Raw genomic sequence first — 22,733 nt, forward strand, 5'->3', positions numbered from 1 at the left:
TGCCCAGGCGTCCTCTCTCTTCATTCGCCATCAGCGTCGCCGCCAGGCATCACGACCCGGACAATTTTTCTAGGTAGAGTTAATCGTTACAAAGCCGGCAAGCCTGTCCAATTCCCACCCTTCTGGCGCCTCGACCGCCTGTTTTTCTCGTCGCTCAGCGTTTAGCATCTCGCCACTCGTCACATCGCAAACCTCGACAATGAGTCTTGAAAACAAAGCAAACAAAGTGCACGAGGAGAGACGACATGTCCGTGTTAAAGGCTGGCCCATCGACGACGGCAACGGCCCTTCAGACCCTGATCGATGACGCACCGAACGGCGCCACCATCGAACTCACGGCGGGAGAATATACGCTCGATGGCCCTCTGACCATCGAACGTTCCGACCTCACCCTCAGCGGAGCCGGCGCCGACACTACCCGCCTGACCTTCACCCGCAGCGCCCTGGATCAGGGCCATACCATCAAACTGGACGGCACAGCCGACAGCCTCGATCTTGGCGCCCTCGATGCCGCCGTCCGGCAGGGAGAGACGAGTATCGCCATCGATACCCAACTGGAAGTGGGCGATACCCTGCGCCTGTGGCAGGACAACGACAGCGCCTTTCTTGATGAAATCGGCGACAGCACGTGGCGCAAGCAGGAGCATGCGGAGCTGCGCACCAGCATGGCCAAGGTCACGGCAGTGGAAGATGGGCGAGTCAGCCTGGACCGTGGAGTGCATTTCGATTTCGAAGCGGGCAAGACCCAGGTGGAACGAGTGGCCAGTGTCGATGAGGTTTCACTATCGGGTTTCGGCATCGATTTCGAGCTCGGCACGCCCGACGCTGCAAGCTTCCAGAATACCGAGAGCGAACTGACGGGCTTCAAAGGCGTGTATCTCGACGGCACCATCGGTTCGCAGCTCCACGATATCGAGGTCAAGCATGGCCCATCCACCGCCTTTCATTTTTCGCGATCAGTGAATGCCGACGTTACCGATATCTCCGCCGAAGGCGCTTTCAACAAAGGCGGCGGTGGCAACGGCTATGCCTTCGAGCTGCGCGAAAGCTACGACGGCACCTTCACCGGCCTGGAGGACAGCGGCATGCGACATGGCCTGGTATTCGCCTCCTGGCGCTCCTCCGTCGACAACGACATCGAGGTCGCTCATACCGATCGCGACGTCAACTTCCATGGCGGCCGCGACCACGGCAATCAGGTGAGGGTCGAGCGCTCGCTGCGCGATCCGGAAAACGACGGTCTGTCCCCGACCCTGTGGGTGAACGAGGAGGGAGAAACGTTCGGCGCTCCCACCGACCCGGACGCCAATCAGGTCCGCTTCGACTATGTCGTTGGCTCCCGCCGCGACGACGTGATTCGCGGCAGCGACGATGGCGTCTACCTCAACGGCGGCCTGGGCGACGATACCCTGATCGGCGGCGCCGGCAACGACATCCTGCAAAGCGGCCCCGGCGACGACTGGAACGACGGTGAGGACGTTCTGATCGGCGGTGGCGGTACCAATACCGCCCGCTATACCAGCGGCTTCGACGCATACCGCATCGACTTCGTCGACGACGAGGTACGCATCCGCGACGACAAGGGCACCGACGACACCCTCATCGACATGCAGTATGCCGTATTCGGCGACGGCACCACGCTGCACGTGGCCTCACGCAGCCTGTTCGACGCCAAGCCGATGCCCGTACCCAGCGAGCGGGAGGTGCTGGCGAATGAGGATGGCCTGCTGCCTCCGCTGATCGACGACACGACCGAGCTGGTCGTGACCGGCAATACGCTCAGCGAATGGAGTGGCGGCCATAGCGCCGAGATCTTTGTCGAGAACGTGACCCGGGAGACAGTGGCGCTGCCCGACCTCCGCTTCGAACTGGACGACGAACTGGATACGCTATGGAACGGCGAGTTCAGCCGTGAGGGTGAGGCCTATCGGGTCGGCGATTCACGGGAGCTGGCGCCGGGCGAGGCATGGCGCTTCGCCTACCGCGCCCAAGGTGACGACAAGCAGCTGCCGCAGGCCATTGAAACCGACGATCTCGAACTTCAGCTGCTGGGCATGGATGCCCCGCGCTTCGACGAGGCACTCGCCTGAAGCGCACACTGGAGAGCGGAAGATGGAATGAAACGGGGCGCCTCGATGAGGCGCCCCGTTTGGTCAACTGCCGATGAAGCCAGGCTTACCAGCCGGTGACGTCCTTCAGCGCATCGCCGATCTCGGCCAGGGAGCGGACGGTACGAACACCGGCATCTTCCAGCGCGGCGAACTTCTCGTCAGCGGTACCCTTGCCACCGGAGATGATAGCGCCAGCGTGGCCCATGCGCTTACCCGGAGGTGCGGTGACACCGGCAATGTAGGACACCACCGGCTTGGAGACGTTGGCCTTGATGTAGGCCGCCGCCTCTTCCTCGGCGGTGCCGCCGATCTCGCCGATCATCACGATCGCCTCGGTCTTCGGGTCCTTCTCGAACATCTCGAGGATGTCGATGAAGTTGGAGCCCGGGATCGGATCGCCGCCGATGCCCACGCAGGTGGACTGGCCGAAGCCGTGGTCGGTGGTCTGCTTGACCGCTTCGTAGGTCAAGGTGCCAGAGCGCGACACGATACCCACCTTGCCCGGCTTGTGGATGTGGCCCGGCATGATGCCGATCTTGCTCTCGCCCGGCGTGATCACGCCGGGGCAGTTCGGACCGATCAGGCGCACGCCCAGCTCGTCACACTTGACCTTGACGTCGAGCATGTCCAGCGTCGGGATGCCTTCGGTGATGCATACGATCAGCTTGATGCCGGCATTGGCGGCCTCGAGGATCGAATCCTTGCAGAAGGCGGCCGGCACGTAGATCACGCTGGCCTCGGCGCCGGTCTTCTCGACCGCTTCCTTGACGGTGTTGAACACCGGCAGGCCCAGGTGCTCCTGGCCGCCCTTGCCCGGGGTCACGCCGCCAACCATCTTGGTGCCGTAGGCAAGCGCCTGCTCGGAGTGGAAGGTCCCCTGCCCGCCGGTGAAGCCCTGGCAGATGACCTTGGTGTTCTTGTCGATCAGGATACTCATTACTTGCCCTCCGCTGCCTTGACGACCTGCTGAGCCGCATCGGTGAGGCTCGTGGCAGCGATGATGTTCAGACCGCTGGAAGCCAGCTTCTCGGCACCCAGCTCGGCGTTGTTACCTTCGAGACGCACCACCACCGGCACGTTGACGCCGACCTGCTCGACGGCACCGATAATGCCCTCGGCGATCATGTCGCAGCGCACGATGCCGCCGAAGATGTTGACCAGCACCGCCTTGACGGAATCATCGGAGAGGATCAGCTTGAACGCTTCAGCCACACGCTCCTTGGTCGCACCGCCGCCTACGTCGAGGAAGTTGGCCGGCTGGCCGCCGTGGAGCTTGATGATGTCCATGGTGCCCATGGCCAGACCGGCGCCGTTGACCATGCAGCCGATATTGCCTTCCAGGGCCACGTAGTTGAGGTCCCACTCGGCCGCCTCGGCTTCACGCTCGTCTTCCTGGGACGGATCGCGCATCGCCTGCAGGTCCGGATGGCGATACAGCGCATTGCTGTCCAGGTTGATCTTGGCGTCGAGGCAGTGCAGGTTGCCTTCGTCGGTGATCACCAGCGGGTTGATCTCGAGCAGCGCCAGGTCCTTTTCGTGGAACAGACGCGACAGGCCCAGGAAGATCTTGGTGAACTGCTTGACCTGATCGCCCTTGAGGCCCATGGCAAAGGCCAGCTCGCGCGCCTGGTACGGCTGTGCGCCGACCAGCGGATCGATCTCGGCCTTGAGGATCTTCTCGGGGGTCTCCTCGGCAACCTTCTCGATCTCGACGCCACCTTCGGTGGAAGCCATGAACACCACGCGACGGGTGGTGCGATCGACCACGGCACCCAGGTAGAGCTCCTCGGCGATGTCAGTGCAGTTCTCGACCAGGATCTTGGCGACCGGCTGTCCGTTTTCGTCGGTCTGGTAGGTCACCAGGTTCTTGCCCAGCCACTGCTCGGCGAAGGCCTTGGCCTCTTCCGGGCTCTTGATCAGCTTGACCCCGCCGGCCTTGCCGCGGCCACCCGCGTGGACCTGGGCCTTGACGACCCACATGTCGCCGCCGATCTTCTTGCAGGCTTCCGCCGCTTCCTCGGGGGTATCGACTGCGAAGCCCTTGGAAACCGGCAGACCATAATCGGCAAACAGCTGCTTGCCTTGATACTCGTGAAGGTTCATCGATTCATGCCATTGGTTGCATGTGACTCGAATGGCAACCGCGAAACATCGCCTGTAACGACCGATGCCGGGTCACCCCCGTCCGCCCCCGGTACATCGCCGGGGACGACGCGCCATCCCTTGATGGCGCTTGTTGTTACAGCTAATTCTGTACCGCGTTACTTGCGCTTCTTGCGATTGGCCATGTGGATGGCGTGCCCATCCACTGCCAGCGCCGCTTCGTGAATCGCCTCGGAAGTGCTCGGGTGAGCGTAGCAGGTCAGTGCCAGATCCTCGGCGCTGGAGCCGAATTCCATGGCGATCACGCCCTGGGCAATCAGCTCGCCGGCGTGCTGGCTGACGATATGCATGCCCAGAATGCGATCGGTCTCGGCATCGGCAATGATCTTGGCCATGCCTTCCGGGGCGTTGTTGGCCAGCGCCCGGCCGTTGGCCGAGAACGGGAAGCTGCCGGTCTTGACCTCGATGCCCTTGGCCTTGGCTTCCTGCTCGTTCATGCCGACCCAGGCCACTTCCGGCGACGTGTAGATCACGCTGGGAATGGCGTCGTAGTTCATCTCCGCCTTGTGACCGGCGATGATGTCCGCCACCATCACGCCCTCTTCGGAGGCCTTGTGGGCCAGCATCGGGCCGCGCACGCAGTCGCCGATGGCATAGATGCCCGGTACGCTGGTGCGGCACTGGTCGTCGACGTGAATGAAGCCGCGCTCGTCCAGGCCCACGCCGACGCCGTCGTCGACCACGCCCTGGGTATAGGGGCGGCGACCGACGCAGACGATCAGCTTGTCGAAGGTCACTTCCTGATCGCCGTCATTGTCGCTGTACTTGACCACGACTTCGTTGCCCTTGACCTCGGAGCCAGTGACACGTGCGCCCAACTTGATGTCCAGGCCCTGCTTCTTGAGCAGCTTCTGGGTCTCCTTGGCGATGGCGGTATCGACCATCGGCAGGAAGCTGTCCATGGCCTCGAGCACGACCACATCGCTGCCCAGGCGGCTCCACACGCTGCCCAGTTCCAGGCCGATGACGCCAGCACCGATCACGCCCAGGCGTCCCGGCACCTCGGTGAACTCCAGTGCGCCGGTCGAGGTGACGACGATGTCCTCGTGCAGCGGGGTCGGCGGGATCTCCACCGGCACCGAACCGGCGGCGATGACAATGTTGTCAGCCTCATAGGTGGTCTTGCCGCCGTCATGATCGGTGACTTCGACCTGCTTGTTGCCCACCACCTTGCCGGTACCGTCGATGGCCGTCACGCCGTTGGCCTTGAACAGGGCACTGATCCCGCCCACGTTCTTGGCGATGACGGAGTTCTTGAACTCCAGCATCTTGGCCACGTTGGGCTTGGGCGGCTCCAGGTCGATGCCGATCTCGGCGAAGTGATCGCGCGCCTCGACGAACTTGTGGGACGTCTCGAGCAGCGCCTTGGAGGGAATGCAGCCCACGTTGAGGCAGGTACCGCCATGGACGGTCTTGCCTTCCTTGTTGACCCACTTCTCGACGCAGGCGGTCTTCAGCCCCAGTTGGGCGGCACGGATGGCGGCCACGTAGCCCCCGGGGCCCGCACCGATGACGATCACATCAAATTTGTCGGCCATGTGGTTCTTCCTGTTGATCGGTTCGCGTTTGAGTCCGTTGAGTCGGGCGCCTTCAGATGTCCAGCAGCAGGCGCGCCGGGTCCTCGAGCAGCTCCTTGAGGGTGACGAGGAACTGCACCGCATCCTTGCCGTCGATCATACGGTGGTCGTATGACAGGGCCAGGTACATCATCGGGCGGATCTCGACCTTGCCATTGACGGCCATGGGACGCTCCTGGATCTTGTGCATGCCCAGGATGGCGGTCTGCGGCGGATTGAGGATCGGCGTCGACATCAGCGAGCCGAAGATGCCGCCGTTGGTGATGGTGAAGGTACCGCCCTGCATCTCGTCGATGCCGAGCTTGCCGTCACGCGCGCGCTTGCCGAAGTCGACGATGCCCTTCTCGACGTCGGCGATCTTCATGCTGTCAGTGTCACGCAGCACCGGCACCACCAGGCCACGGTCGGTGGAAACTGCCACGCCGATGTCCTGATAGCCGTGATAGACGATATCGGTGCCGTCGATGGACGCATTGACGTCCGGGAAGCGCTTGAGCGCCTCGGAGGCCGCCTTGACGAAGAAGCCCATGAAGCCGAGCTTGACGTCGTGCGCCTTGACGAAGCTGTCCTTGTACTGCGCACGCAGGCTCATCACTGCGCCCATGTCCACCTCGTTGTAGGTGGTGAGCATGGCGGCAGTCTGCTGGGCCTGGACCAGGCGCTTGGCGATGGTCTGGCGCAGGCGGCTCATCGGTACGCGCTTCTCGGGGCGCTCGCCCTCGAAGGCCGGAGCGGCGGCTGCCGCCTGCTTGGGTGCAGCTGCAGGTGCAGCGCTCTTCTTGGCCGTGCCGGCCTGAACGGCGCGCTGCACATCCTCCTTGAGGATGCGTCCACCCTTGCCGGTCCCCTCGATCTTGCTCACGTCGAGGTCGTGCTCGGCCACCATCTTGCGCGCCGCCGGCGCGAGGATCTTGTCGCCGATCTTCTCGTCGCCGGAGCCATCGTCGGCGGAAGCCGCCGGGGCTTCGTCGGCGGCCGTCGGTGCGCTACCGGCTCCCTCGGCGAAGATCGCCAGCACCGCCTCGGACTCGACCTGGCTGCCCTCTTCGGCCTTGATTTCGGCCAGGGCGCCATCGGCAGGCGCGACCACTTCCAGCACCACCTTGTCGGTCTCGATATCGGCCAGCACTTCGTCACGCTTGACCGCCTCGCCCACTTTCTTGTGCCAGGTCGCCACGGTGCCTTCCTGGATCGACTCGGGGAAGGTCGGCGCCTTCACCTCGTGGGACTTGCCAGCCGCAGCCGGCGCCGCCTTGGCTTCGCTCTTCGGCTTGGCGTCGGCCTTGTCGCTGCTCTTCTCTTTCTTCTGCTCGCCGCCCTTGGCGCCGCCCGCACCGATCTTGCCCAGCACCTGCTCGGACTGCACGGTATCGCCCTCTTCGGCCAGCACCTCGGACAGCGTGCCGGCTTCCGGCGCCACCACCTCGAGCACCACCTTGTCCGTCTCGATCTCGACGATCAGTTCGTCGCGCTCGACGCTGTCACCCGGCTTCTTGTGCCAGGCAGCGACGCTGCCTTCGGCAACGGATTCCGGAAAAGTGGGCGCTTTGATCTCGGTAGCCATTTCGTTTCCCTTGTATGTTCTCTCTCGTCCCGGTGGTATTGCCTAGACGTTGAAGGCGTCTTCCACCAGCTGGCGCTGCTGTTCGGTATGCACGGACATGTAGCCCGCTGCGGGTGCCGCCGATGCCGGGCGTCCGGCGAATTTCAGCTCGCCCCCCAGCCCATTCTTGAGCATGTCGGCCACGGCCCGCATGTGGTGTTGGCTGGGATACCAGGCACCCTGGTTGAGCGGCTCCTCCTGGCACCACACCACCGTATCGAGGTTGACGTAGTCCTTGAGCGTCTCGTACAGCTCCTCCTTGGGGAAGGGGTAGAGCTGCTCGATGCGCACGATGGCCGTGTCGTCACGCTCGTTCTCGGCGCGCCATGCAGCCAGGTCGTAATAGACCTTGCCGGCACACATGATGACTCGCTGGACCTTCTCGGCGTCGAGATTGGCCTGGTCGGGCAGCACCATCTGGAAGTGGCCGTTGGCCAGATCGTCGAGGCTGGAGATCGCCTCCTTGTGGCGCAGCAGACTCTTGGGCGACATCACCACCAGCGGCTTGCGCAACGGCCGAATGACCTGGCGACGCAGCAGGTGGAAGATCTGCGCCGGCGTGGTGGGCACGCACACCTGCATGTTGTGCTCGGCGCACAGCTGCAGGAAGCGCTCGAGGCGCGCAGAGGAGTGCTCGGGGCCCTGCCCCTCGTAGCCGTGGGGCAACAGCATGGTCAGCCCGCACAGCCGGCCCCACTTGGTCTCGCCGGAGGAGATGAACTGGTCAACCACCACCTGGGCGCCGTTGAAGAAGTCGCCGAACTGCGCTTCCCAGATCACCAGGTCGTTGGGCGCCGTCGTGGCATAGCCGTACTCGAACGCAAGCACCGCCTCCTCGGAGAGGAAGGAATCGTGGATAGTGAAGCGCGGCTGGCCGTCGGCCAGATGCTGCAGCGGCACGTAGGTGCTGCCGTCCTTCTGGTTGTGCACCACCGCATGGCGGTGGGAGAAGGTGCCGCGGCCCACGTCCTGGCCGGTGATACGCACCGGATGCCCTTCGTCGAGCAGGGTGGCGTAGGCCAGGGTTTCGGCGAAGCCCCAGTTGAGTGCCAGACCGCCGGCCTGCATCTTGCGGCGGTCCTCGTAGATCTTGGCTACCTGGCGCTGCACTTCGACGCCGTCGGGAATCTCGCACATGCGCGCGGCAAGCCGCTGCAGGCGCTTCATCTCGACGCTGGTGTCGGCGTAGCCGCTCCACTCATGGCCTAGATAGGGTTTCCAGTCGACGAACAGCGAGGTATTGGGCTGCTGCACCAGGGCGTTGGCCACGTGGTTGCCTGCCATCAGATCCTCGCGATAGGTCTCGATCATCGCCTCGGCATCATCTTCGGAAAGCACGCCCTGCTCCACCAGGCGCTGCGCGTAGAACGTGCGCGGGGAGGGATGCTCCTTGATCTTGCGATACATCATCGGCTGGGTGCCGGAAGGTTCGTCGGCCTCGTTGTGACCGCGCCGACGGTAGCAAACCAGGTCGATCACCACGTCCCGCTTGAACTGCTGGCGATAGTCCAGCGCCACCTGGGTGGCATGCAGCACGGCGTCCGGGTCGTCACCGTTGACGTGGAAGATCGGCGCCTGAACCATCTTGGCGATATCGGTGCAGTACTCGGTGGAGCGGGTATCCAGCGGGTTGGAGGTGGTGAAGCCGACCTGGTTGTTGATCACGATATGGATCGTACCGCCGGTCTTGTAGGCGCGGGTCTGAGACATCTGGAACGTCTCCATCACCACACCCTGGCCGGCGAAGGCGGCGTCGCCATGCACGTTGATCGGCAGCACCTTGGTGCCTTCGAAGTCGTCACGGCGGTCCTGGCGCGCACGCACCGAGCCCTCGACCACCGGCGAAACGATCTCCAGGTGCGAGGGATTGAAGGCCAGCGCCAAGTGAACCTCGCCACCCGGCGTCATGACGTTGGAGCTGAAGCCCTGGTGGTACTTGACGTCACCCGAGCCACGCTCGATCAGCTTCTTGCCGTCGAACTCGTCGATCAGTTCGGAGGGGTTCTTGCCGAGGATGTTGACCAGCAGGTTGAGGCGCCCACGGTGGGCCATGCCGATGACGACCTCCTTGACCCCATAGCTGCCGCCACGCTGGATCAGCTCGTCCATCATCGGAATGAACGACTCACCGCCTTCGAGACCGAAGCGCTTGGTGCCCGGGTACTTCGACGCCAGGTAGTTCTCCAGGCCTTCAGCAGCGGTCAAGCGTTCCAGCAGGTGCTTGCGCACATCATCGCTGAACTTGGGCGCCGAGCGTACCGACTCGAAGCGCTGCTGCAGCCAGCGCTTCTCCTCGGTATCGACGATATGCATGACCTCACAGCCAATCGAGCGACAGTAGGTCTGCTCCAGCGCCTCGACGATCTCGCGTAGCGGCGCCTTGTCCATCCCCAGAAAGAAAGAGCCGGTCTGGAACTCGGTATCCAGATCGGCCTTGGAAAGCTGGTGGAAGGAGAGGTCCAGGTCGGGAACCGGCGCCTGGGTGCGCAGCTTGAGCGGATCGATGTCGGCCTTCTGGTGGCCCCGGAAGCGGTAGGCGTTGATCAGCTGCAGCACCTTGACCTGCTTCTTGCTCTCGTCGCTGTCGGCGGCAGCCGCCATCGTGGTTCGGCGCGCACGTCCCAGTTGCTGGAACTGATCGCGTACAGGACTGAGGGGGACATCATGGGCGGCACTGCCATCGACACTCGGCAGCTGGTCGAAATAGGTTCGCCACTCGTCGGGCACGGAACCTGGGTCGGCGAGGTATTGCTCGTAGAGCGCTTCCACATAGTGAACGTTGCTGCCGCTCACATGGGAGCTGTTCCACATCAACTCCATTATGCCTTGTTGCATCTCTCGGTCACCCTACACTGATGGGGTGTTGTCGGCGCCGTCGCGGGCCAGCCGCGGCGGCTTGGCTGGTGCCCTGCCGGTGGGGCGTCTTCTCTTCCCGGCGGTTCCAGCCGCGAGGCCGGAATCCTTGCAATTCATGCTCAAGAGCCGGTACCTGTGGCACCGGCTCTCTTGCTGCTGTCTGCGAGCCGGCCGCGACATGACGTCGCGGCCGATCTGCGGCTGACATGATAACAAGCCACGGCCCGCGATTTAAGTGGCATTCGCCAGCAGCATGTCGCGAATCCTGCCGATGGCCCGCGTCGGGTTGAGGCCCTTGGGGCAAACCGCGACGCAGTTCATGATGCCGCGGCAGCGGAACACGCTGAACGGGTCCTCCAGCTCCGCCAGGCGCTCGCGGGTGGCCGTGTCACGCGAATCCGCCAGGAAGCGGTAGGACTGCAGCAGGCCGGCCGGGCCGACGAACTTGTCCGGGTTCCACCAGAACGACGGACAGGAGGTCGAGCAGCAGGCGCACAGGATGCACTCGTAGAGCCCGTCGAGCTTGTCGCGATCCTCCGGCGACTGCAGGCGCTCGATGGCCGGTGCCGGGGTATCGTTCTGCAGGTACGGCTGGATGCGCTCGTACTGCTTGTAGAACAACCCCATGTCGACCACCAGGTCGCGCACCACCGGCAGGCCCGGCAACGGGCGCAGCACCAGCTTGTTGTCCTTGACCACGTCGGACAGCGAGGTGATGCAGGCCAGGCCGTTCTTGCCGTTCATGTTCATGCCGTCGGAGCCGCACACACCCTCGCGGCAGCTGCGGCGGAAGGCCAGCGTCGTGTCCTCGGCCTTGAGCATCTCCAGCACGTTGAGGACCATCAGGTCGCGGCCCTGCGTGTCGAGCTGGTACTCCTGCATGTAGGGCGCGGAGTCGGTTTCCGGGTTGTAGCGGTAAATGGATACCTGAAGCATCTCGTGACTCCCCCTTAGTAAGTACGGACTTTCGGCTCGAAGGTGTCGACGGTCTTCGGCTTGAAGTTGACGTCGCGCTTGCCGACACGCTTCTCGGCTGGGAAGTACATGGAGTGCTTCAGCCAGTTGGCGTCGTCGCGGTCCGGGTAGTCATAGCGCGAGTGGGCGCCGCGGCTCTCCTTGCGCTCCAGGGCCGCGATGGCAGTAGCTTCGGCCACTTCCATCAGGTTGTCGAGCTCCAGCGCCTCGACCCGAGCGGTGTTGAAGGCGCCGGACTTGTCGACCAGATGCGCCTCACCGATACGGCCACGCAGGTCGGCCAGCTTCTTGACCCCCTCCTGCATGTGGTCCTCCTGACGGAACACACCGAAGGAGTTCTGCATGATGCTCTGCAGCTCGGTCTTGAGCTCGGCCACGGACTCGCCGCCGGAGGACTCGTTCCAGCGATTCATGCGCTTCATCGCCGCCTCGACGTCGGACTCGGAGGCATCGAGGTAGTCGATACCCTCGTTGAGCGCGCCCTCGATGAACATGCCGGCGGCGCGGCCGAACACCACCAGGTCGAGCAGCGAGTTGCCGCCCAGGCGGTTGGCGCCGTGAACGGAGACACAAGCCGCCTCACCGCAGGCAAACAGGCCATTGACGATGTGATCCTTGCCGTTGGCGTCCTGCATGATCGCCTGGCCGTGCACGTTGGTCGGTATCCCGCCCATCATGTAGTGACAGGTCGGCACCACCGGGATCGGCGCCTTGACCGGATCGGCGTGGGCGAAGATCTTGGACAGCTCGCTGATACCGGGCAGGCGCTTGTTGAGCACCTCCTCGCCCAAGTGATCGAGCTTGAGGTAGACGTGATCGCCATTTTCACCACAGCCGCGACCCTCGAGGATCTCCATGACCATGGAGCGAGCCACCACGTCACGGCCGGCAAGGTCCTTGGCGTTGGGCGCATAGCGCTCCATGAAGCGCTCGCCGTCCTTGTTGACCAGATAGCCACCCTCACCGCGGCAGCCCTCGGTGACCAGCACGCCGGCGCCATAGATGCCGGTGGGATGGAACTGCCACATCTCCATGTCCTGCATCGGGAAGCCGGCGCGCAGCGCCATGCCGATGCCGTCGCCGGTATTGATCAGGGCATTGGTAGTGGAAGCGTAGATGCGACCGGCGCCGCCGGTGGCCATGACGGTGGCCTTGGACTTCACGTGCACCACTTCACCGGTCTCGATGCACATGGCGATGCAGCCCACCACGTCACCGTTGGCATTCTTGACCAGATCGACCGCGAACCACTCGTTGAGGAAGGTGGTGTTGTTCTTCAGGTTGTTCTGATAAAGCGTGTGCAGCAGAGCATGGCCGGTACGATCGGCCGCAGCACAGGTACGCGCCGCCTGACCGCCCTCACCGAAGTTCTTGGACTGGCCGCCGAACGGACGCTGATAGATGCGGCCATTGTCGAAGCGCGAGAACGGCAGGCCCATGTGCTCGAGTTCGAAGACCGCCTTGGGGCCCTCGGAGCACATGTACTCGGCGGCGTCCTGGTCGGTGATGTAGTCGCCGCCCTTGACGGTGTCGTACATGTGCCAGCGCCAGTCGTCGTTGGGATCGGCCGAGGCGATGGCGCAGGTGATGCCGCCCTGAGCGGACACGGTGTGCGAACGGGTCGGGAAGACCTTGGACAGCACGGCGGTCTTCTTGCCAGACTTGGCCAGTTCGAGCGCTGCACGCAGGCCGGAACCACCGCCGCCGATGATGATGGCGTCGAAGGACAAGGTACGCATGTTAGACATGAATCAGGCTCCCCACAGTACGGTAATGCCCCAGACCAGGAACACGAACACGGCCAGGATGATGACGACCTGGGCAGCTAGGCGAACGGGCGTGGACTTGAGGTAATCGGTGGTCACGGTCCACAGCCCCACCCAGGCGTGCGCAGCAAGCGAGATGAAGGCCAGCAGGGAGAAGATCCGCATCCAGGTCTGGGCGAACAGGTTGCTCCAGGTGACGTAATCGAGCCCCGGGTTGAACAGCAGATACGCGACGATAAAAACGGTATAGAGCGCCAGGATGACGGCCGAGACCCGCTGGATGAGCCAGTCGGAGAGGCCACTGCGGCCCAGATTGGTGATGTTGGTTACCATACCCAGACTCCCGCCAGAATGATCAGGACGGCACTGATGACCACAGTGGCCTGTGCCTTGGTGACGCCACCCTCGAGGGTTACGCCGTAGCCGGCGTCCATCAGCATGTGCTTGATGCCGGCGACGAAGTGGAATGCCAGCGCCGACAGGAGGCCCCAGGCGATCAGCTTGGCCAGGATGTTGTTGGCCAGGGCATCCCGGACGGCCAGAAACCCTTCGGGCGACGACAGCGACTTGTCGAGTGCCCAAAAGGCGAAGATGAGGCCAACGAACAGGATTACGCCAGTGATGCGGTGGGCGATCGACGTCAAGGCGGGAAGTGGGAAGTGTATCGTGCTGAGGTCTAGGTTGACGGGTCGTTTGCTATTCACGGCTCTATACACACTCTCTTGGCTCGCTCTTCTGCCAATGGGAACAGGCTCGAGCGGGCGGTGGTTTGAGGTAGGGGGCTCGCCGCTGCCGGGACGGGCATTGACAACGAGTACCTGCCAGTCGCGCGGTGAGGATTATAGGGACATGCAACCCTAGTGACAAATGCACACCGCCCGGACTCGACCATGGTTCAAGCTCCTCTCGCGTCTCAAACCAACAGGCGAAAGGACATTGCGTCGCAAGCCGCGGCATGCTCGCCTCCGAGTGATGCACAGCACCATTTCTTATACGAATAACTATACACTAAGTCCATATTCGTACAGGTAGAGGATCGCCATGGCCCAATTGACAATCCCGGGAACGCTTCTATAGTGGGCGGACCTTTTTCGCGGGCCGGCCTTTCAACAGGGTTTGCGAAAGAATGAGTTAACGAACTATTCGACTTCGAGAGGAGGCCAGAATGGCTGACAGGAAAGCGACACTGACGGTAGACGGCCTGGACAAGACTATCGAATTCCCCGTTTACTCAGGCACCCTGGGCCCTGACGTGGTCGATGTCCGGGGCCTCGGCGCCGAAGGCCTGTTCACCTATGACCCCGGATTCATGGCCACCTCCTCATGCCAGTCCGAGATCACCTACATCGACGGCGCCAAGGGCGTACTCCTGCACCGCGGCTACCCGATCGACCAGCTGGCCAAGGAGTCCAACTTCGTCGAGCTGTGCTATGCACTGCTGTTCGGTGAACTGCCGACCAAGGAGCAGTACACCGACTTCGAGTCGCGGGTCCGCAACCACACCATGGTTCATGACCAGATCAACAACTTCTTCAAGGGCTTCCGCCGCGACGCCCACCCGATGTCGATTCTGTGCGGCGTGGTCGGCGGCCTGGCGGCCTTCTACCATGACCACATGGACATCACCATCGAGGAAGACCGCGTCATCAGCGCCATCCGCCTGATCGCCAAGATGCCCACGATCGCCGCGATGTCCTACAAGTACAACGTCGGCCAACCGTTCAACTATCCGCGCAACGACCTGAGCTATGCAGAGAACTTCCTCTACATGATGTTCAGCAACCCGTGCGAGGAGTACAAGGTCAACCCGGTCTACGCCAAGGCCATGGACCGCATCTTCATGCTCCACGCCGACCACGAGCAGAACGCCTCCACCTCCACGGTGCGCCTGGCCGGCTCTACCGGTGCCAACCCCTTCGCCTGCATCAGCGCCGGCATCGCCGCCCTGTGGGGCCCGGCCCATGGCGGCGCCAACGAAGCCGTACTGAAGATGCTCGACGAGATCGGCGACGACTCCGAAGAGAATATCCAGCGCTTCATCGACAAGGCCAAGGACAAAGAGGACCCGTTCAAGCTGATGGGCTTCGGTCACCGCGTCTATCGCAACTTCGACCCGCGCGCCAAGGTGATGAAAGAGACCTGCGACGAGGTTCTGGCCGAGCTCGGCATCGACGACCCTCAACTGAAGATCGCCAAGCGTCTCGAGCAGATCGCGCTGGAGGACGAGTACTTCATCGAGCGCAAGCTCTACCCCAACGTCGATTTCTACTCCGGCATCATTCTCAAGGCCATGGGCATCCCGACCAACATGTTCACGGTGATCTTCGCCGTGTCGCGCACCATCGGCTGGATCTCCCATTGGCACGAGATGCTGTCCAACGATTACAAGATCGGTCGCCCGCGCCAGCTCTATGTCGGTCACCCGCAGCGCGACTACCCTGCCAAGTAAGTCGGCAGCAAGCGGCCTCGTCCGCAGCGTAACGAAAGCCGCCTTCGGGCGGCTTTCTGCGTCTCGCGCCTCACACGCAGCCACGCGAGCCATGACGGACTCCAGGCTGCCACCAAGAAAAGAGGGAGCAGCACATGCAAGAGCAGATTTCCACCGTCGCCTTCATCGGCCTGGGCGTCATGGGCTACCCCATGGCCGGCCACCTGGCCCGCGCAGGACTCACCGTGCGCGTCTACAACCGCAGCGAGGACAAAGCCAAGGCCTGGGTCGAGCAGTTCGGCGGCAGCCATCACGCCACGCCCGAGGAAGTCGCCCAAGGAGCCGATCTGGTAATGGTCTGCGTGGGCAACGACGACGACGTACGACAGGTCACCGTGGGTAAGCAAGGCGCCCTCTCCGGCATGAAGGCGGGCAGCCTGCTGATCGATCACACCACGGCTTCGGCCGACCTTGCCCAGGAGCTCGATGCGGCATGCCGAGAACGGCGCATCGGCTTTCTCGATGCACCGGTATCGGGCGGCCAGCAAGGCGCAGAGAACGGCGCTCTGACGATCATGTGCGGCGGCACGGAGACTGATTTCTCCCGCGCCGAATCGGCACTGACGCACTACGCCAAGGCCGTGACCCTGATGGGGCCGGCCGGCAGCGGCCAGCTGACCAAGATGGTCAACCAGATCTGCATTGCCGGCCTGGTACAGGGGCTCGCTGAAGGCCTGCATTTTGCCGAACAGGCCGGCCTGGATCAGCAGCGTGTCGTCGACGTCATCTCCAAGGGCGCCGCCGGCTCCTGGCAAATGGAGAATCGTCACAAGACCATGATCGCCGACGAATACGAACATGGCTTTGCGGTCAACTGGATGCGCAAGGACCTGGGCATCTGTCTCGAGCAGGCGCGCCGACTGCAGGCTCGCCTGCCGGTCACGGCGCTGGTCGACCAGTTCTATGGCGACGTTCAGGCGATGGACGGCGGACGCTGGGACACGTCATCCTTGCTACGCCGCTTGCGCGCCCTCGGTGGCGACTAAGCGGACACACGCTCTGTACACGCTGAGAGGCGTCGCCTACCCGCGACACCTCTCAGCGGAAAGTACCAGAAAACTTCACACCCGGCCTTGACAGGCAGTCCTTTACACGGACCAAATCCCGGCGATAGAGAGCGGCCGACGTTTTCCACACATTCTGTGGATAACCCTGTTCACAACAGCCTTGAAATACCATCCAATCGGCATGAGAAGGGGCTTCTCCTTAGATTGGCTATTTTTTGACCAATTTCAACTCATTGATTTTAATGGTTTTTTGCAGATGCACACACAGAATTCACCTCAACGCGCAGCGGTGCACAGTCAGTGAGCCGGAGCACTGTACAAGTGGACAAGTCAAGCCTGAAATAGCGGAATAACAAGGCCTTCAATGAGGTTTCCACGCAAAGGGAAGGTTTCCAGGGCGCGCGAAGAAAGCCAAGGGACAGCATGACGCGTCGGCGTCTGGAAATGTCGCTAGAGAAAGACAGAAGAAAGGAGAGTGGCGTCCCATAGGGGGTTCGAACCCCTGTTCCCGCCGTGAAAGGGCGGTGTCCTGGACCACTAGACGAATGGGACGCAATATCGTTCACGAAAACCAAGTCGGCGACTTGGTGGAGCCTAGCGGGATCGAACCGCTGACCTCGACACTGCCAGTGTCGCGCTCTCCCAGCTGAGCTAAGGCCCCACATGTGTCGTGAAGACGGGGCGCATGGTACTGATTTTCCGCATCCCCGTCAACACAAAACCTATCAAGCCAGGTCGCGAAACTCCTTCTCGAAGCGCTTGGCCTGCTTCTTGGACACCCCGCCCAGTATTTCAACGGCATGGCGCAGGCGTGCACGGGTCATGTCGGAGCCCAGGATAGCCATGGCATCCATGACCGAGGTGCTTGCCGTCGAACCGGTGATGGCAATGAACACAGGCGCCAGAAAGTCCTTCATCTTCAAATCGAAGCACCCGGACAGCGCCTTGATCTCTGCCAGCAATGTTTCCTTGTGCCAGGCCGGCACCACCTCGAAGCGCCAGATGAGAAACTGCAGCAGCTTGACGATATCCTCGCGCCCCAGCTTGACGCCATCGAAGTCTTCTTCGCGAATATCGGGCACGCCGCTGAAGAAGTGGCCGGCAAGTGGCGCGACCTGGGACAGCGTCTCCACCCGGGTGCGAACCTGGGGCAGAATGTGGCTGACGTACTCCTCGTTGAAGGCCCACTCCATCAGTGCCTTGAGGAAGGCCCTGTCATCGAGATCCTCGCGAATATACAGCCCGTTTAGCCAGGTCAGCTTCTCCAGATCGAAGACCGGCCCACCCAGCGACACCCGCTGGATATCGAAATGCGCCATCATCTCGTCAAGCGAGAACTTCTCGCGCTCGTCGGGCATCGACCAGCCCATGCGCCCCAGGTAGTTGATGACAGCCTGCGGCAGGAAACCCATGCGCCGATAGTAGTTGATCGAAGTGGGGTTCTTGCGCTTGGAAAGCTTCGACTTGTCCGGGTTTCGCAGTAGCGGCATATGACACAGGACCGGCATCTGCCAGCCGAAGTAGTCATAGAGAAGCTGATGCTTGGGCGCCGAATTGATCCACTCTTCGCCGCGCAAAACATGGGTGATACCCATCAGGTGGTCATCCACCACATTGGCCAGATGATAGGTGGGCATGCCGTCAGACTTGAGCAGGATCTGGGCATCTACCTGCGCCCAGTCGACCTCGATGGAACCACGCAGCATGTCGTCGATTACACAGGTACCGGTCGACGGCACCTTCATGCGCACCACATACGGCCAGCCTTCCCGCTCTCGGCGCGCCACTTCATCTTCCGGCAACGCCAAATCCGAGGGCTTGAGCGCGAGGTGCATGCCAGAGGCCTTGCGCGCCTCCCTCAGCTCATCCAGCTCCTCGCTGGTACGGTAGCACTTGAAGGCATGCCCGGCCTCGACCAGTTGGCGGGCGTACTCAGCATAGATTTCGCCGCGCTCGCTCTGACGGTAGGGGCCGTGAGCCCCCCCCACGTCTGGCCCTTCGTCCCACTCGAGACCAAGCCAACGCAGCGAGTCGAGGATCATCTGCTCGGATTCCACAGTCGAGCGCACCCGGTCGGTGTCCTCGATCCGCAGGATGAACTGGCCACCATGCTGCCTGGCAAAACAGAGATTGAACAGCGCAATGTAGGCGGTGCCAACGTGGGGATCACCGGTGGGTGACGGCGCAATGCGGGTACGTACAGTCATGTCATCCTTATCCAAGCGAGTGTGCGTATGGCGGCATTATACGGCACCTGGGTCGTTACCGGCAGCCGCACCGGCACTCACTGCCCAGACGCCCCCAGGCCCTGCAGGTACAAGCCATCGGCGTCGACCGGCATCGAGCCGACACCAAAGTTTATTTATCGTTGAGCAATCAAATTTGCACAGTTAACACAGATCATTGACTATCCCTGTTCTTTCATATTTACCGTCATCAGGTTGATGCAATGGATTCACTGGGTGAAAGAATCAAGCACCTACGCATGCAGGCAAACCTTAACAAGGCTGCACTAGCAAGGAAGGTCGGTGTTTCCGATGTCACGATTTCGTACTGGGAATCGGGCGCGATCAAGCAGATAGGGCATGAAAGGCTGGTGGCTCTCGCAGAAGCCCTGGGCTGCACTTTGGGACAGCTGCTTGATGGTGACACCCAGTCGTCACCTGCCCCACTCTATCTTCGCGGCCAGCCTCCCGTACCATGGCAGGCTCCCCATGCCAAACGATTCACGCTGCTCAAGGAAATGCTGAATGGGGTGGATTGGCAGGGCGAGTGCTATCTGGTCACGCCGGCTCCCGGCGAGCAGTTCGATTTTCTGGGCAGCGGGGACCTCGCAGCCTTCGGTCCCACCGAGGCCTGCGAACAGCCTGGCCACTACCTCATTGAAGGGGCAGACGGACTATACATCGGCCAGCTACAGCGTAACGGGCAGGGAGAGCTGCTGTACCGCAAAGGCAATGATCCGGAGGCGCCCCCCTCACTCCTGGAGGCAACCGAAAGGGTCGTAGGAAGGCTGCTGGCACGCTGGAAGATGGACGGCGCCTGAGCGGCGCCGTTCTGTCACTCCACCTCCAGTACTTCGACCTGGTCAGTCGCTCGGCGCGGCTCTGCGCCGACGAGATAGCGCCGAGAGTAGCTTGCCACCTGACCCAGCCCGTGCCGTGAGGGCCTGACAAGCTCACCCTCGAGATGCTCCCCCTGCTCGCCGATCCGCTCTCGCACGATAGCGGGCTGTACGCTTGCCTCTACCAGATTGACCGTGATCGTATATCCCCCATCGGGCAGACCGCTTCCCGGCCCAAAGGGACCGGCTGCAAATTCGCCACCGGCCACCTGGGTGCGAGACTGCCAGCGCACGCCACTCAGCTCACGCTCGACGATCAGCAGCAATTGGGTCTCGTCTGGCAGGTTGGTTTCGCCTTGCACCATGAGCCGACGATCGTTACGCAAGGTGGCCGAAGCTACTATCTCGACCCGCAGCGGCTCGACATCGGTTGCCTCCTCGGCCGGCTCGCTCACGGTTTCGACCGGCTGATCCAGCTCCGCCTCTTCCTCTGCAGGCGCGTCGTTGCCGTTGCCATCACCCCCGCAGCCCGATAGCCACAACGCAGCCATGAGACCTATGCAGGATCGACGCCATGCCTTCATGCCTTTCTCCTGACCGAACATTGTTCTCTTAGACTAACACTCGGGCAGTCGGCAAGTCCCCTCCAAGGCGATTACGCCTGAGCCCTCCCTTCAAGCTCGGCGCAGTCAATACATAACGTAGCGTACGGAATCGCCTCAAGGCGCCTCGGGTCAATCCCCTCGCCACAGCGCTCGCACTGCTCGCCTGCGCCTTCCTCGATACGCTCCAGGGCATGGACGACCTGACGCAACTCCTCTTCAGCCTCTTCCTCCAGGGCATCGATCACCTCTTCGTTCTCAAGCTCGATTGCCTGCTCCTCCATATCACGATCCAACGGATTCTCCAGGCGCAGCTTGTGGACCTTGTAACGATCGACGCGCTCGATGAGCTCCTCTCGCAACGCTTCGAGCACCTTCTGGCGATCCTCCATCATGCTCCTCCTCGGACGTGGAGTTCTTCCATCCCTCTACACTGCATAGCACATCAGGGCTGGAGCGCATCCTCAGAAGCAGCCGTGTATTGCGAAATACCCTCGCCTTGCATCACCAGCAAGGCGAGGCCAGGAGCTGTCGGCAGTCATGACAGCCAGCAGGACGCCAGCCGCCATATCTCAGCGACCATGCTTACATGGCAATATCGCCTTCAGCCCTGGCTGGCCAACAGGCCTCCGAAGGCAGGTTGGCCTGCGGAGTGCCCATAGGGCATGCAGTTCGACACCTCTTCCCCCTGCCCCCGCAGGCGGCCGGTGACCCTGAGACACTCCTCAAATGTCAGGAATGGCCCTATCTCCCGCTCCTTTCCACGGGCCTGCAGGGTGAAGCCATGCAGCTCCGGATAGAACCCGCCCCAGCCATTCAGCCGCTCGGCATAAGAGTCAACCATAGCGGCCGCTTCGGAAAAGATGTCACACAAGGATTCATAGCGAAGAACAGCCGTTGGCGGAGCACTTCCGGCATGATCCGAGCTGAAATAATATGCCATCAGGCAGTAGTACTTTTTTGTATCGAGTATACTCAGTGAATGGGAAAATATTTCCTCGTTATACCGCATGAGATCAGCAGCGCTTTCTGAGTACGACGCCTTGATTTTTTTATACTTCAGGCCTTCCGACTCCTTGCCTACCACCATATTATTATTCACGCCGCCCGGCCAGAAAAGTATCCATGACATGAATGTCAGGAACAAGAAAACTGCAATAGCGGGGCCCTTCTCGTCAAGGAATTTTGATCCTGCCTTCCATGTTAGCACGACCATTTTATTCTCCTGCGTTCACAGTCCCAAGGGAATGGATTCGCCTATGTCTTCAAGCTCCTCCAATGAAAGTCAATATATCCCGCGCTGGCCCGATGCCTTTGGCGCCGACACGCCCCCGGAATACCTCAGCTTCGCTCGTCATAGGACGCATCCTACGGCTTCGCTCCGCTGCTGGTGAGCCGCCCTGCCTGAGGGGTAGTACACCTTGCCACCGAAGGGAGGAGAACGAATTAACATGCGTTAAAATTTAGCAGAGTAATTTACTCAGGTTTACGAATGGTTTCCTCCGTACCAGGGCATGGCAGGCCGCTACCCAACGGTAGCGCCTAGCAGGGGATGCCCCAACCCGCTGCATCAACCCTCACCTGCCACGAGAAAAAGAAAAAACCCGACACGAGGCCGGGCTTGAAGTCCTGGTTCCTTTTCAGCTCACCATGCTGTCCTGCCATTCCTTCCTGGCGGCCAGGCGCCCTGCCCAGCTCTCCTTCATACCGCCTCCTTGCGAACCACTCCCAGCCTAGAGGTGGGCTGCCTATATGACAGGCCGACATGCCTCATGGCGAGCACGCGAGCTCAAAGCTTACGTCGCTTCGCACATGGCCTTTTCTCAATGGTTTTGCCTCACTCCTTATGGGCATGACAGGCTCCGCTTGCATTCCCTGGAACCATGCCATCCTGGCAGCTAATCCCTTTTGGCTTTCCCTTGCTTGCGACAGGAAGTTTGCCAAGTCGAAAACGATGCGAGTAGTGTCGATCAGCGGTGCCGCCTGTAGGAAATTACCCCTGCTGTCAGTAAGACAGCTTCCCATGGCCCATTGATCCCCACTCAAACGAAGCACCCCCACACCGGAGTGCGGGGGCTGACACGCTGCTCATGAAGCGAGAGATTGCTCGCGGAACTCCCTGCCGATTTTGCCATCCTTTCTGTCTCACTTTCGCGTCGGCTTCCCTGTTCCTGCCTTCAGGCCTCCTGCCTGTCTTACACCGCTAAGTGTAGGCGACGCACCCGCCACATCAAGGATACTTAAGAAACGAAGTGTTTCTATTTGAAGCCGCTTTTCCAGGCCGCCATAAAAAGGAAAACCCGGCCTTTCGGCCGGGCTGTATTTCCACTTCCTTGCATTCTCCTCAAGCTTCCTGCCTGAGCTTCCATGGTACGTGGGCACTCCATGTCCCGGTCTTCCCTGAGGGGACTTTCCGTGTCCCGATGTGGCCACTATGCCAGTTCTGTTCTGGTCAAGTCAGAGCGGACACATTTTCAAGCCGCAGCTGCCAATTCAATCTCCCTCGGCGTCTGGTAGCCCA

Annotated in this window: 16 protein-coding genes, 2 tRNA genes and 1 pseudogene; 4 read left to right on the plus strand and 15 right to left on the minus strand. The window is 61.7% G+C overall.

Features of this window, described 5'->3' with window-relative positions; genetic code table 11:
* The first annotated feature begins 245 nt into the window (after positions 1-245).
* A complete protein-coding gene (locus tag H1D44_RS14820; RefSeq protein ID WP_181515634.1) occupies positions 246-2,090 on the plus strand; it encodes a calcium-binding protein in 1,845 nt (614 codons plus the stop codon).
* 85 nt (positions 2,091-2,175) lie between these two features.
* On the opposite strand, the gene sucD is transcribed toward H1D44_RS14820, so the two are convergent.
* The 9 genes from sucD to sdhC form a co-directional block, all read right to left on the minus strand.
* Positions 2,176-3,048: a succinate--CoA ligase subunit alpha gene (gene sucD / locus H1D44_RS14825; protein WP_181515635.1), complete on the minus strand. Its 873-nt coding sequence runs from the start codon at positions 3,046-3,048 to the stop codon at positions 2,176-2,178.
* Positions 3,048-4,214, minus strand: a complete 1,167-nt coding sequence (gene sucC / locus H1D44_RS14830; RefSeq protein ID WP_181515636.1) for an ADP-forming succinate--CoA ligase subunit beta — start codon at positions 4,212-4,214, stop codon at positions 3,048-3,050. The genes sucD and sucC overlap by 1 nt, the downstream gene beginning before the upstream one ends.
* Before the next feature lie 158 nt (positions 4,215-4,372).
* Positions 4,373-5,812: a dihydrolipoyl dehydrogenase gene (lpdA, locus tag H1D44_RS14835; RefSeq protein ID WP_181515637.1), complete on the minus strand. Its 1,440-nt coding sequence runs from the start codon at positions 5,810-5,812 to the stop codon at positions 4,373-4,375.
* Positions 5,813-5,864: 52 nt separating this feature from the next.
* A complete protein-coding gene (gene odhB, locus H1D44_RS14840) occupies positions 5,865-7,415 on the minus strand; it encodes a 2-oxoglutarate dehydrogenase complex dihydrolipoyllysine-residue succinyltransferase (RefSeq protein WP_181515638.1) in 1,551 nt (516 codons plus the stop codon).
* A 42-nt stretch (positions 7,416-7,457) separates the two neighbouring features.
* Positions 7,458-10,289, minus strand: coding sequence for a 2-oxoglutarate dehydrogenase E1 component (locus H1D44_RS14845; protein WP_181515639.1), 2,832 nt, complete (start codon positions 10,287-10,289; stop codon positions 7,458-7,460).
* A gap of 252 nt (positions 10,290-10,541) precedes the next feature.
* The gene (locus H1D44_RS14850) at positions 10,542-11,246 is read right to left on the minus strand and encodes a succinate dehydrogenase iron-sulfur subunit (protein WP_181515640.1); all 705 of its coding nucleotides are present in this window, start codon (positions 11,244-11,246) and stop codon (positions 10,542-10,544) included.
* A gap of 14 nt (positions 11,247-11,260) precedes the next feature.
* On the minus strand, positions 11,261-13,033 hold the full coding sequence (sdhA, locus tag H1D44_RS14855; RefSeq protein WP_181515641.1) for a succinate dehydrogenase flavoprotein subunit: 1,773 nt from the start codon (positions 13,031-13,033) through the stop codon (positions 11,261-11,263).
* Positions 13,034-13,036: 3 nt separating this feature from the next.
* Positions 13,037-13,384 (minus strand): succinate dehydrogenase, hydrophobic membrane anchor protein, encoded by a 348-nt coding sequence (sdhD, locus tag H1D44_RS14860; RefSeq protein WP_181515642.1) that lies wholly within the window; start codon positions 13,382-13,384, stop codon positions 13,037-13,039.
* Positions 13,378-13,755 (minus strand): succinate dehydrogenase, cytochrome b556 subunit, encoded by a 378-nt coding sequence (gene sdhC, locus H1D44_RS14865; protein WP_238984542.1) that lies wholly within the window; start codon positions 13,753-13,755, stop codon positions 13,378-13,380. Before sdhC ends, sdhD begins: the two co-directional genes overlap by 7 nt.
* Before the next feature lie 461 nt (positions 13,756-14,216).
* On the opposite strand from sdhC, the gene gltA reads away from it, so the two are divergent.
* Together gltA and H1D44_RS14875 are read left to right on the plus strand one after the other, a co-directional pair.
* The gene (gene gltA / locus H1D44_RS14870; protein WP_181515644.1) at positions 14,217-15,500 is read left to right on the plus strand and encodes a citrate synthase; all 1,284 of its coding nucleotides are present in this window, start codon (positions 14,217-14,219) and stop codon (positions 15,498-15,500) included.
* A 131-nt stretch (positions 15,501-15,631) separates the two neighbouring features.
* Positions 15,632-16,525: pseudogene (locus tag H1D44_RS14875) on the plus strand (NAD(P)-dependent oxidoreductase); the annotation flags it as partial.
* A gap of 497 nt (positions 16,526-17,022) precedes the next feature.
* Here the strand turns inward: H1D44_RS14875 and H1D44_RS14880 are convergent.
* From H1D44_RS14880 to gltX, 3 genes are all read right to left on the minus strand, one after another.
* Positions 17,023-17,098: transfer RNA gene (locus H1D44_RS14880), tRNA-Glu, on the minus strand.
* A gap of 33 nt (positions 17,099-17,131) precedes the next feature.
* Positions 17,132-17,207, minus strand: a tRNA-Ala gene (locus tag H1D44_RS14885).
* Between the two features lie 64 nt (positions 17,208-17,271).
* A complete protein-coding gene (gltX, locus tag H1D44_RS14890; protein ID WP_181515645.1) occupies positions 17,272-18,753 on the minus strand; it encodes a glutamate--tRNA ligase in 1,482 nt (493 codons plus the stop codon).
* A gap of 242 nt (positions 18,754-18,995) precedes the next feature.
* On the opposite strand from gltX, the gene H1D44_RS14895 reads away from it, so the two are divergent.
* A complete protein-coding gene (locus H1D44_RS14895; protein WP_181515646.1) occupies positions 18,996-19,592 on the plus strand; it encodes a helix-turn-helix domain-containing protein in 597 nt (198 codons plus the stop codon).
* Positions 19,593-19,606: 14 nt separating this feature from the next.
* On the opposite strand, the gene H1D44_RS14900 is transcribed toward H1D44_RS14895, so the two are convergent.
* The 3 genes from H1D44_RS14900 to H1D44_RS14910 all read right to left on the minus strand — a co-directional run bounded on the left by H1D44_RS14900 (position 19,607) and on the right by H1D44_RS14910 (position 21,428).
* The gene (locus H1D44_RS14900; RefSeq protein ID WP_181515647.1) at positions 19,607-20,194 is read right to left on the minus strand and encodes a hypothetical protein; all 588 of its coding nucleotides are present in this window, start codon (positions 20,192-20,194) and stop codon (positions 19,607-19,609) included.
* Positions 20,195-20,265: 71 nt separating this feature from the next.
* Complete coding sequence (locus tag H1D44_RS14905; RefSeq protein ID WP_238984541.1) at positions 20,266-20,607, minus strand: TraR/DksA family transcriptional regulator; 342 nt, start codon at positions 20,605-20,607, stop codon at positions 20,266-20,268.
* 209 nt (positions 20,608-20,816) lie between these two features.
* Positions 20,817-21,428 carry a hypothetical protein gene (locus tag H1D44_RS14910; protein ID WP_181515648.1) on the minus strand — a complete coding sequence of 204 codons (612 nt, stop codon included), beginning with the start codon at positions 21,426-21,428 and terminating at the stop codon, positions 20,817-20,819.
* Positions 21,429-22,733: the final 1,305 nt, after the last annotated feature.

It is taken from the genome of Billgrantia kenyensis (genome assembly GCF_013697085.1).
In the GTDB taxonomy this organism is placed as follows: Bacteria; Pseudomonadota; Gammaproteobacteria; order Pseudomonadales; family Halomonadaceae; genus Halomonas; species Halomonas kenyensis.

What these genes read in the sequence shown, in the direction of transcription:
- H1D44_RS14820 (WP_181515634.1), top strand. Translation starts at nt 246, where the DNA reads ATGTCCGTGTTAAAGGCTGGCCCATCGACGACGGCAACGGCCCTTCAG.
- odhB (WP_181515638.1), bottom strand. Translation starts at nt 7,415, where the DNA reads ATGGCTACCGAGATCAAAGCGCCCACTTTTCCGGAATCCGTTGCCGAA.
- sdhA (WP_181515641.1), bottom strand. Translation starts at nt 13,033, where the DNA reads ATGTCTAACATGCGTACCTTGTCCTTCGACGCCATCATCATCGGCGGC.
- H1D44_RS14895 (WP_181515646.1), top strand. Translation starts at nt 18,996, where the DNA reads ATGGATTCACTGGGTGAAAGAATCAAGCACCTACGCATGCAGGCAAAC.
- H1D44_RS14850 (WP_181515640.1), bottom strand. Translation starts at nt 11,246, where the DNA reads ATGCTTCAGGTATCCATTTACCGCTACAACCCGGAAACCGACTCCGCG.
- sucD (WP_181515635.1), bottom strand. Translation starts at nt 3,048, where the DNA reads ATGAGTATCCTGATCGACAAGAACACCAAGGTCATCTGCCAGGGCTTC.
- sdhD (WP_181515642.1), bottom strand. Translation starts at nt 13,384, where the DNA reads ATGGTAACCAACATCACCAATCTGGGCCGCAGTGGCCTCTCCGACTGG.
- H1D44_RS14905 (WP_238984541.1), bottom strand. Translation starts at nt 20,607, where the DNA reads ATGATGGAGGATCGCCAGAAGGTGCTCGAAGCGTTGCGAGAGGAGCTC.
- H1D44_RS14910 (WP_181515648.1), bottom strand. Translation starts at nt 21,428, where the DNA reads ATGGTCGTGCTAACATGGAAGGCAGGATCAAAATTCCTTGACGAGAAG.
- gltX (WP_181515645.1), bottom strand. Translation starts at nt 18,753, where the DNA reads ATGACTGTACGTACCCGCATTGCGCCGTCACCCACCGGTGATCCCCAC.
- lpdA (WP_181515637.1), bottom strand. Translation starts at nt 5,812, where the DNA reads ATGGCCGACAAATTTGATGTGATCGTCATCGGTGCGGGCCCCGGGGGC.
- sucC (WP_181515636.1), bottom strand. Translation starts at nt 4,214, where the DNA reads ATGAACCTTCACGAGTATCAAGGCAAGCAGCTGTTTGCCGATTATGGT.
- H1D44_RS14900 (WP_181515647.1), bottom strand. Translation starts at nt 20,194, where the DNA reads ATGAAGGCATGGCGTCGATCCTGCATAGGTCTCATGGCTGCGTTGTGG.
- H1D44_RS14845 (WP_181515639.1), bottom strand. Translation starts at nt 10,289, where the DNA reads ATGCAACAAGGCATAATGGAGTTGATGTGGAACAGCTCCCATGTGAGC.
- gltA (WP_181515644.1), top strand. Translation starts at nt 14,217, where the DNA reads ATGGCTGACAGGAAAGCGACACTGACGGTAGACGGCCTGGACAAGACT.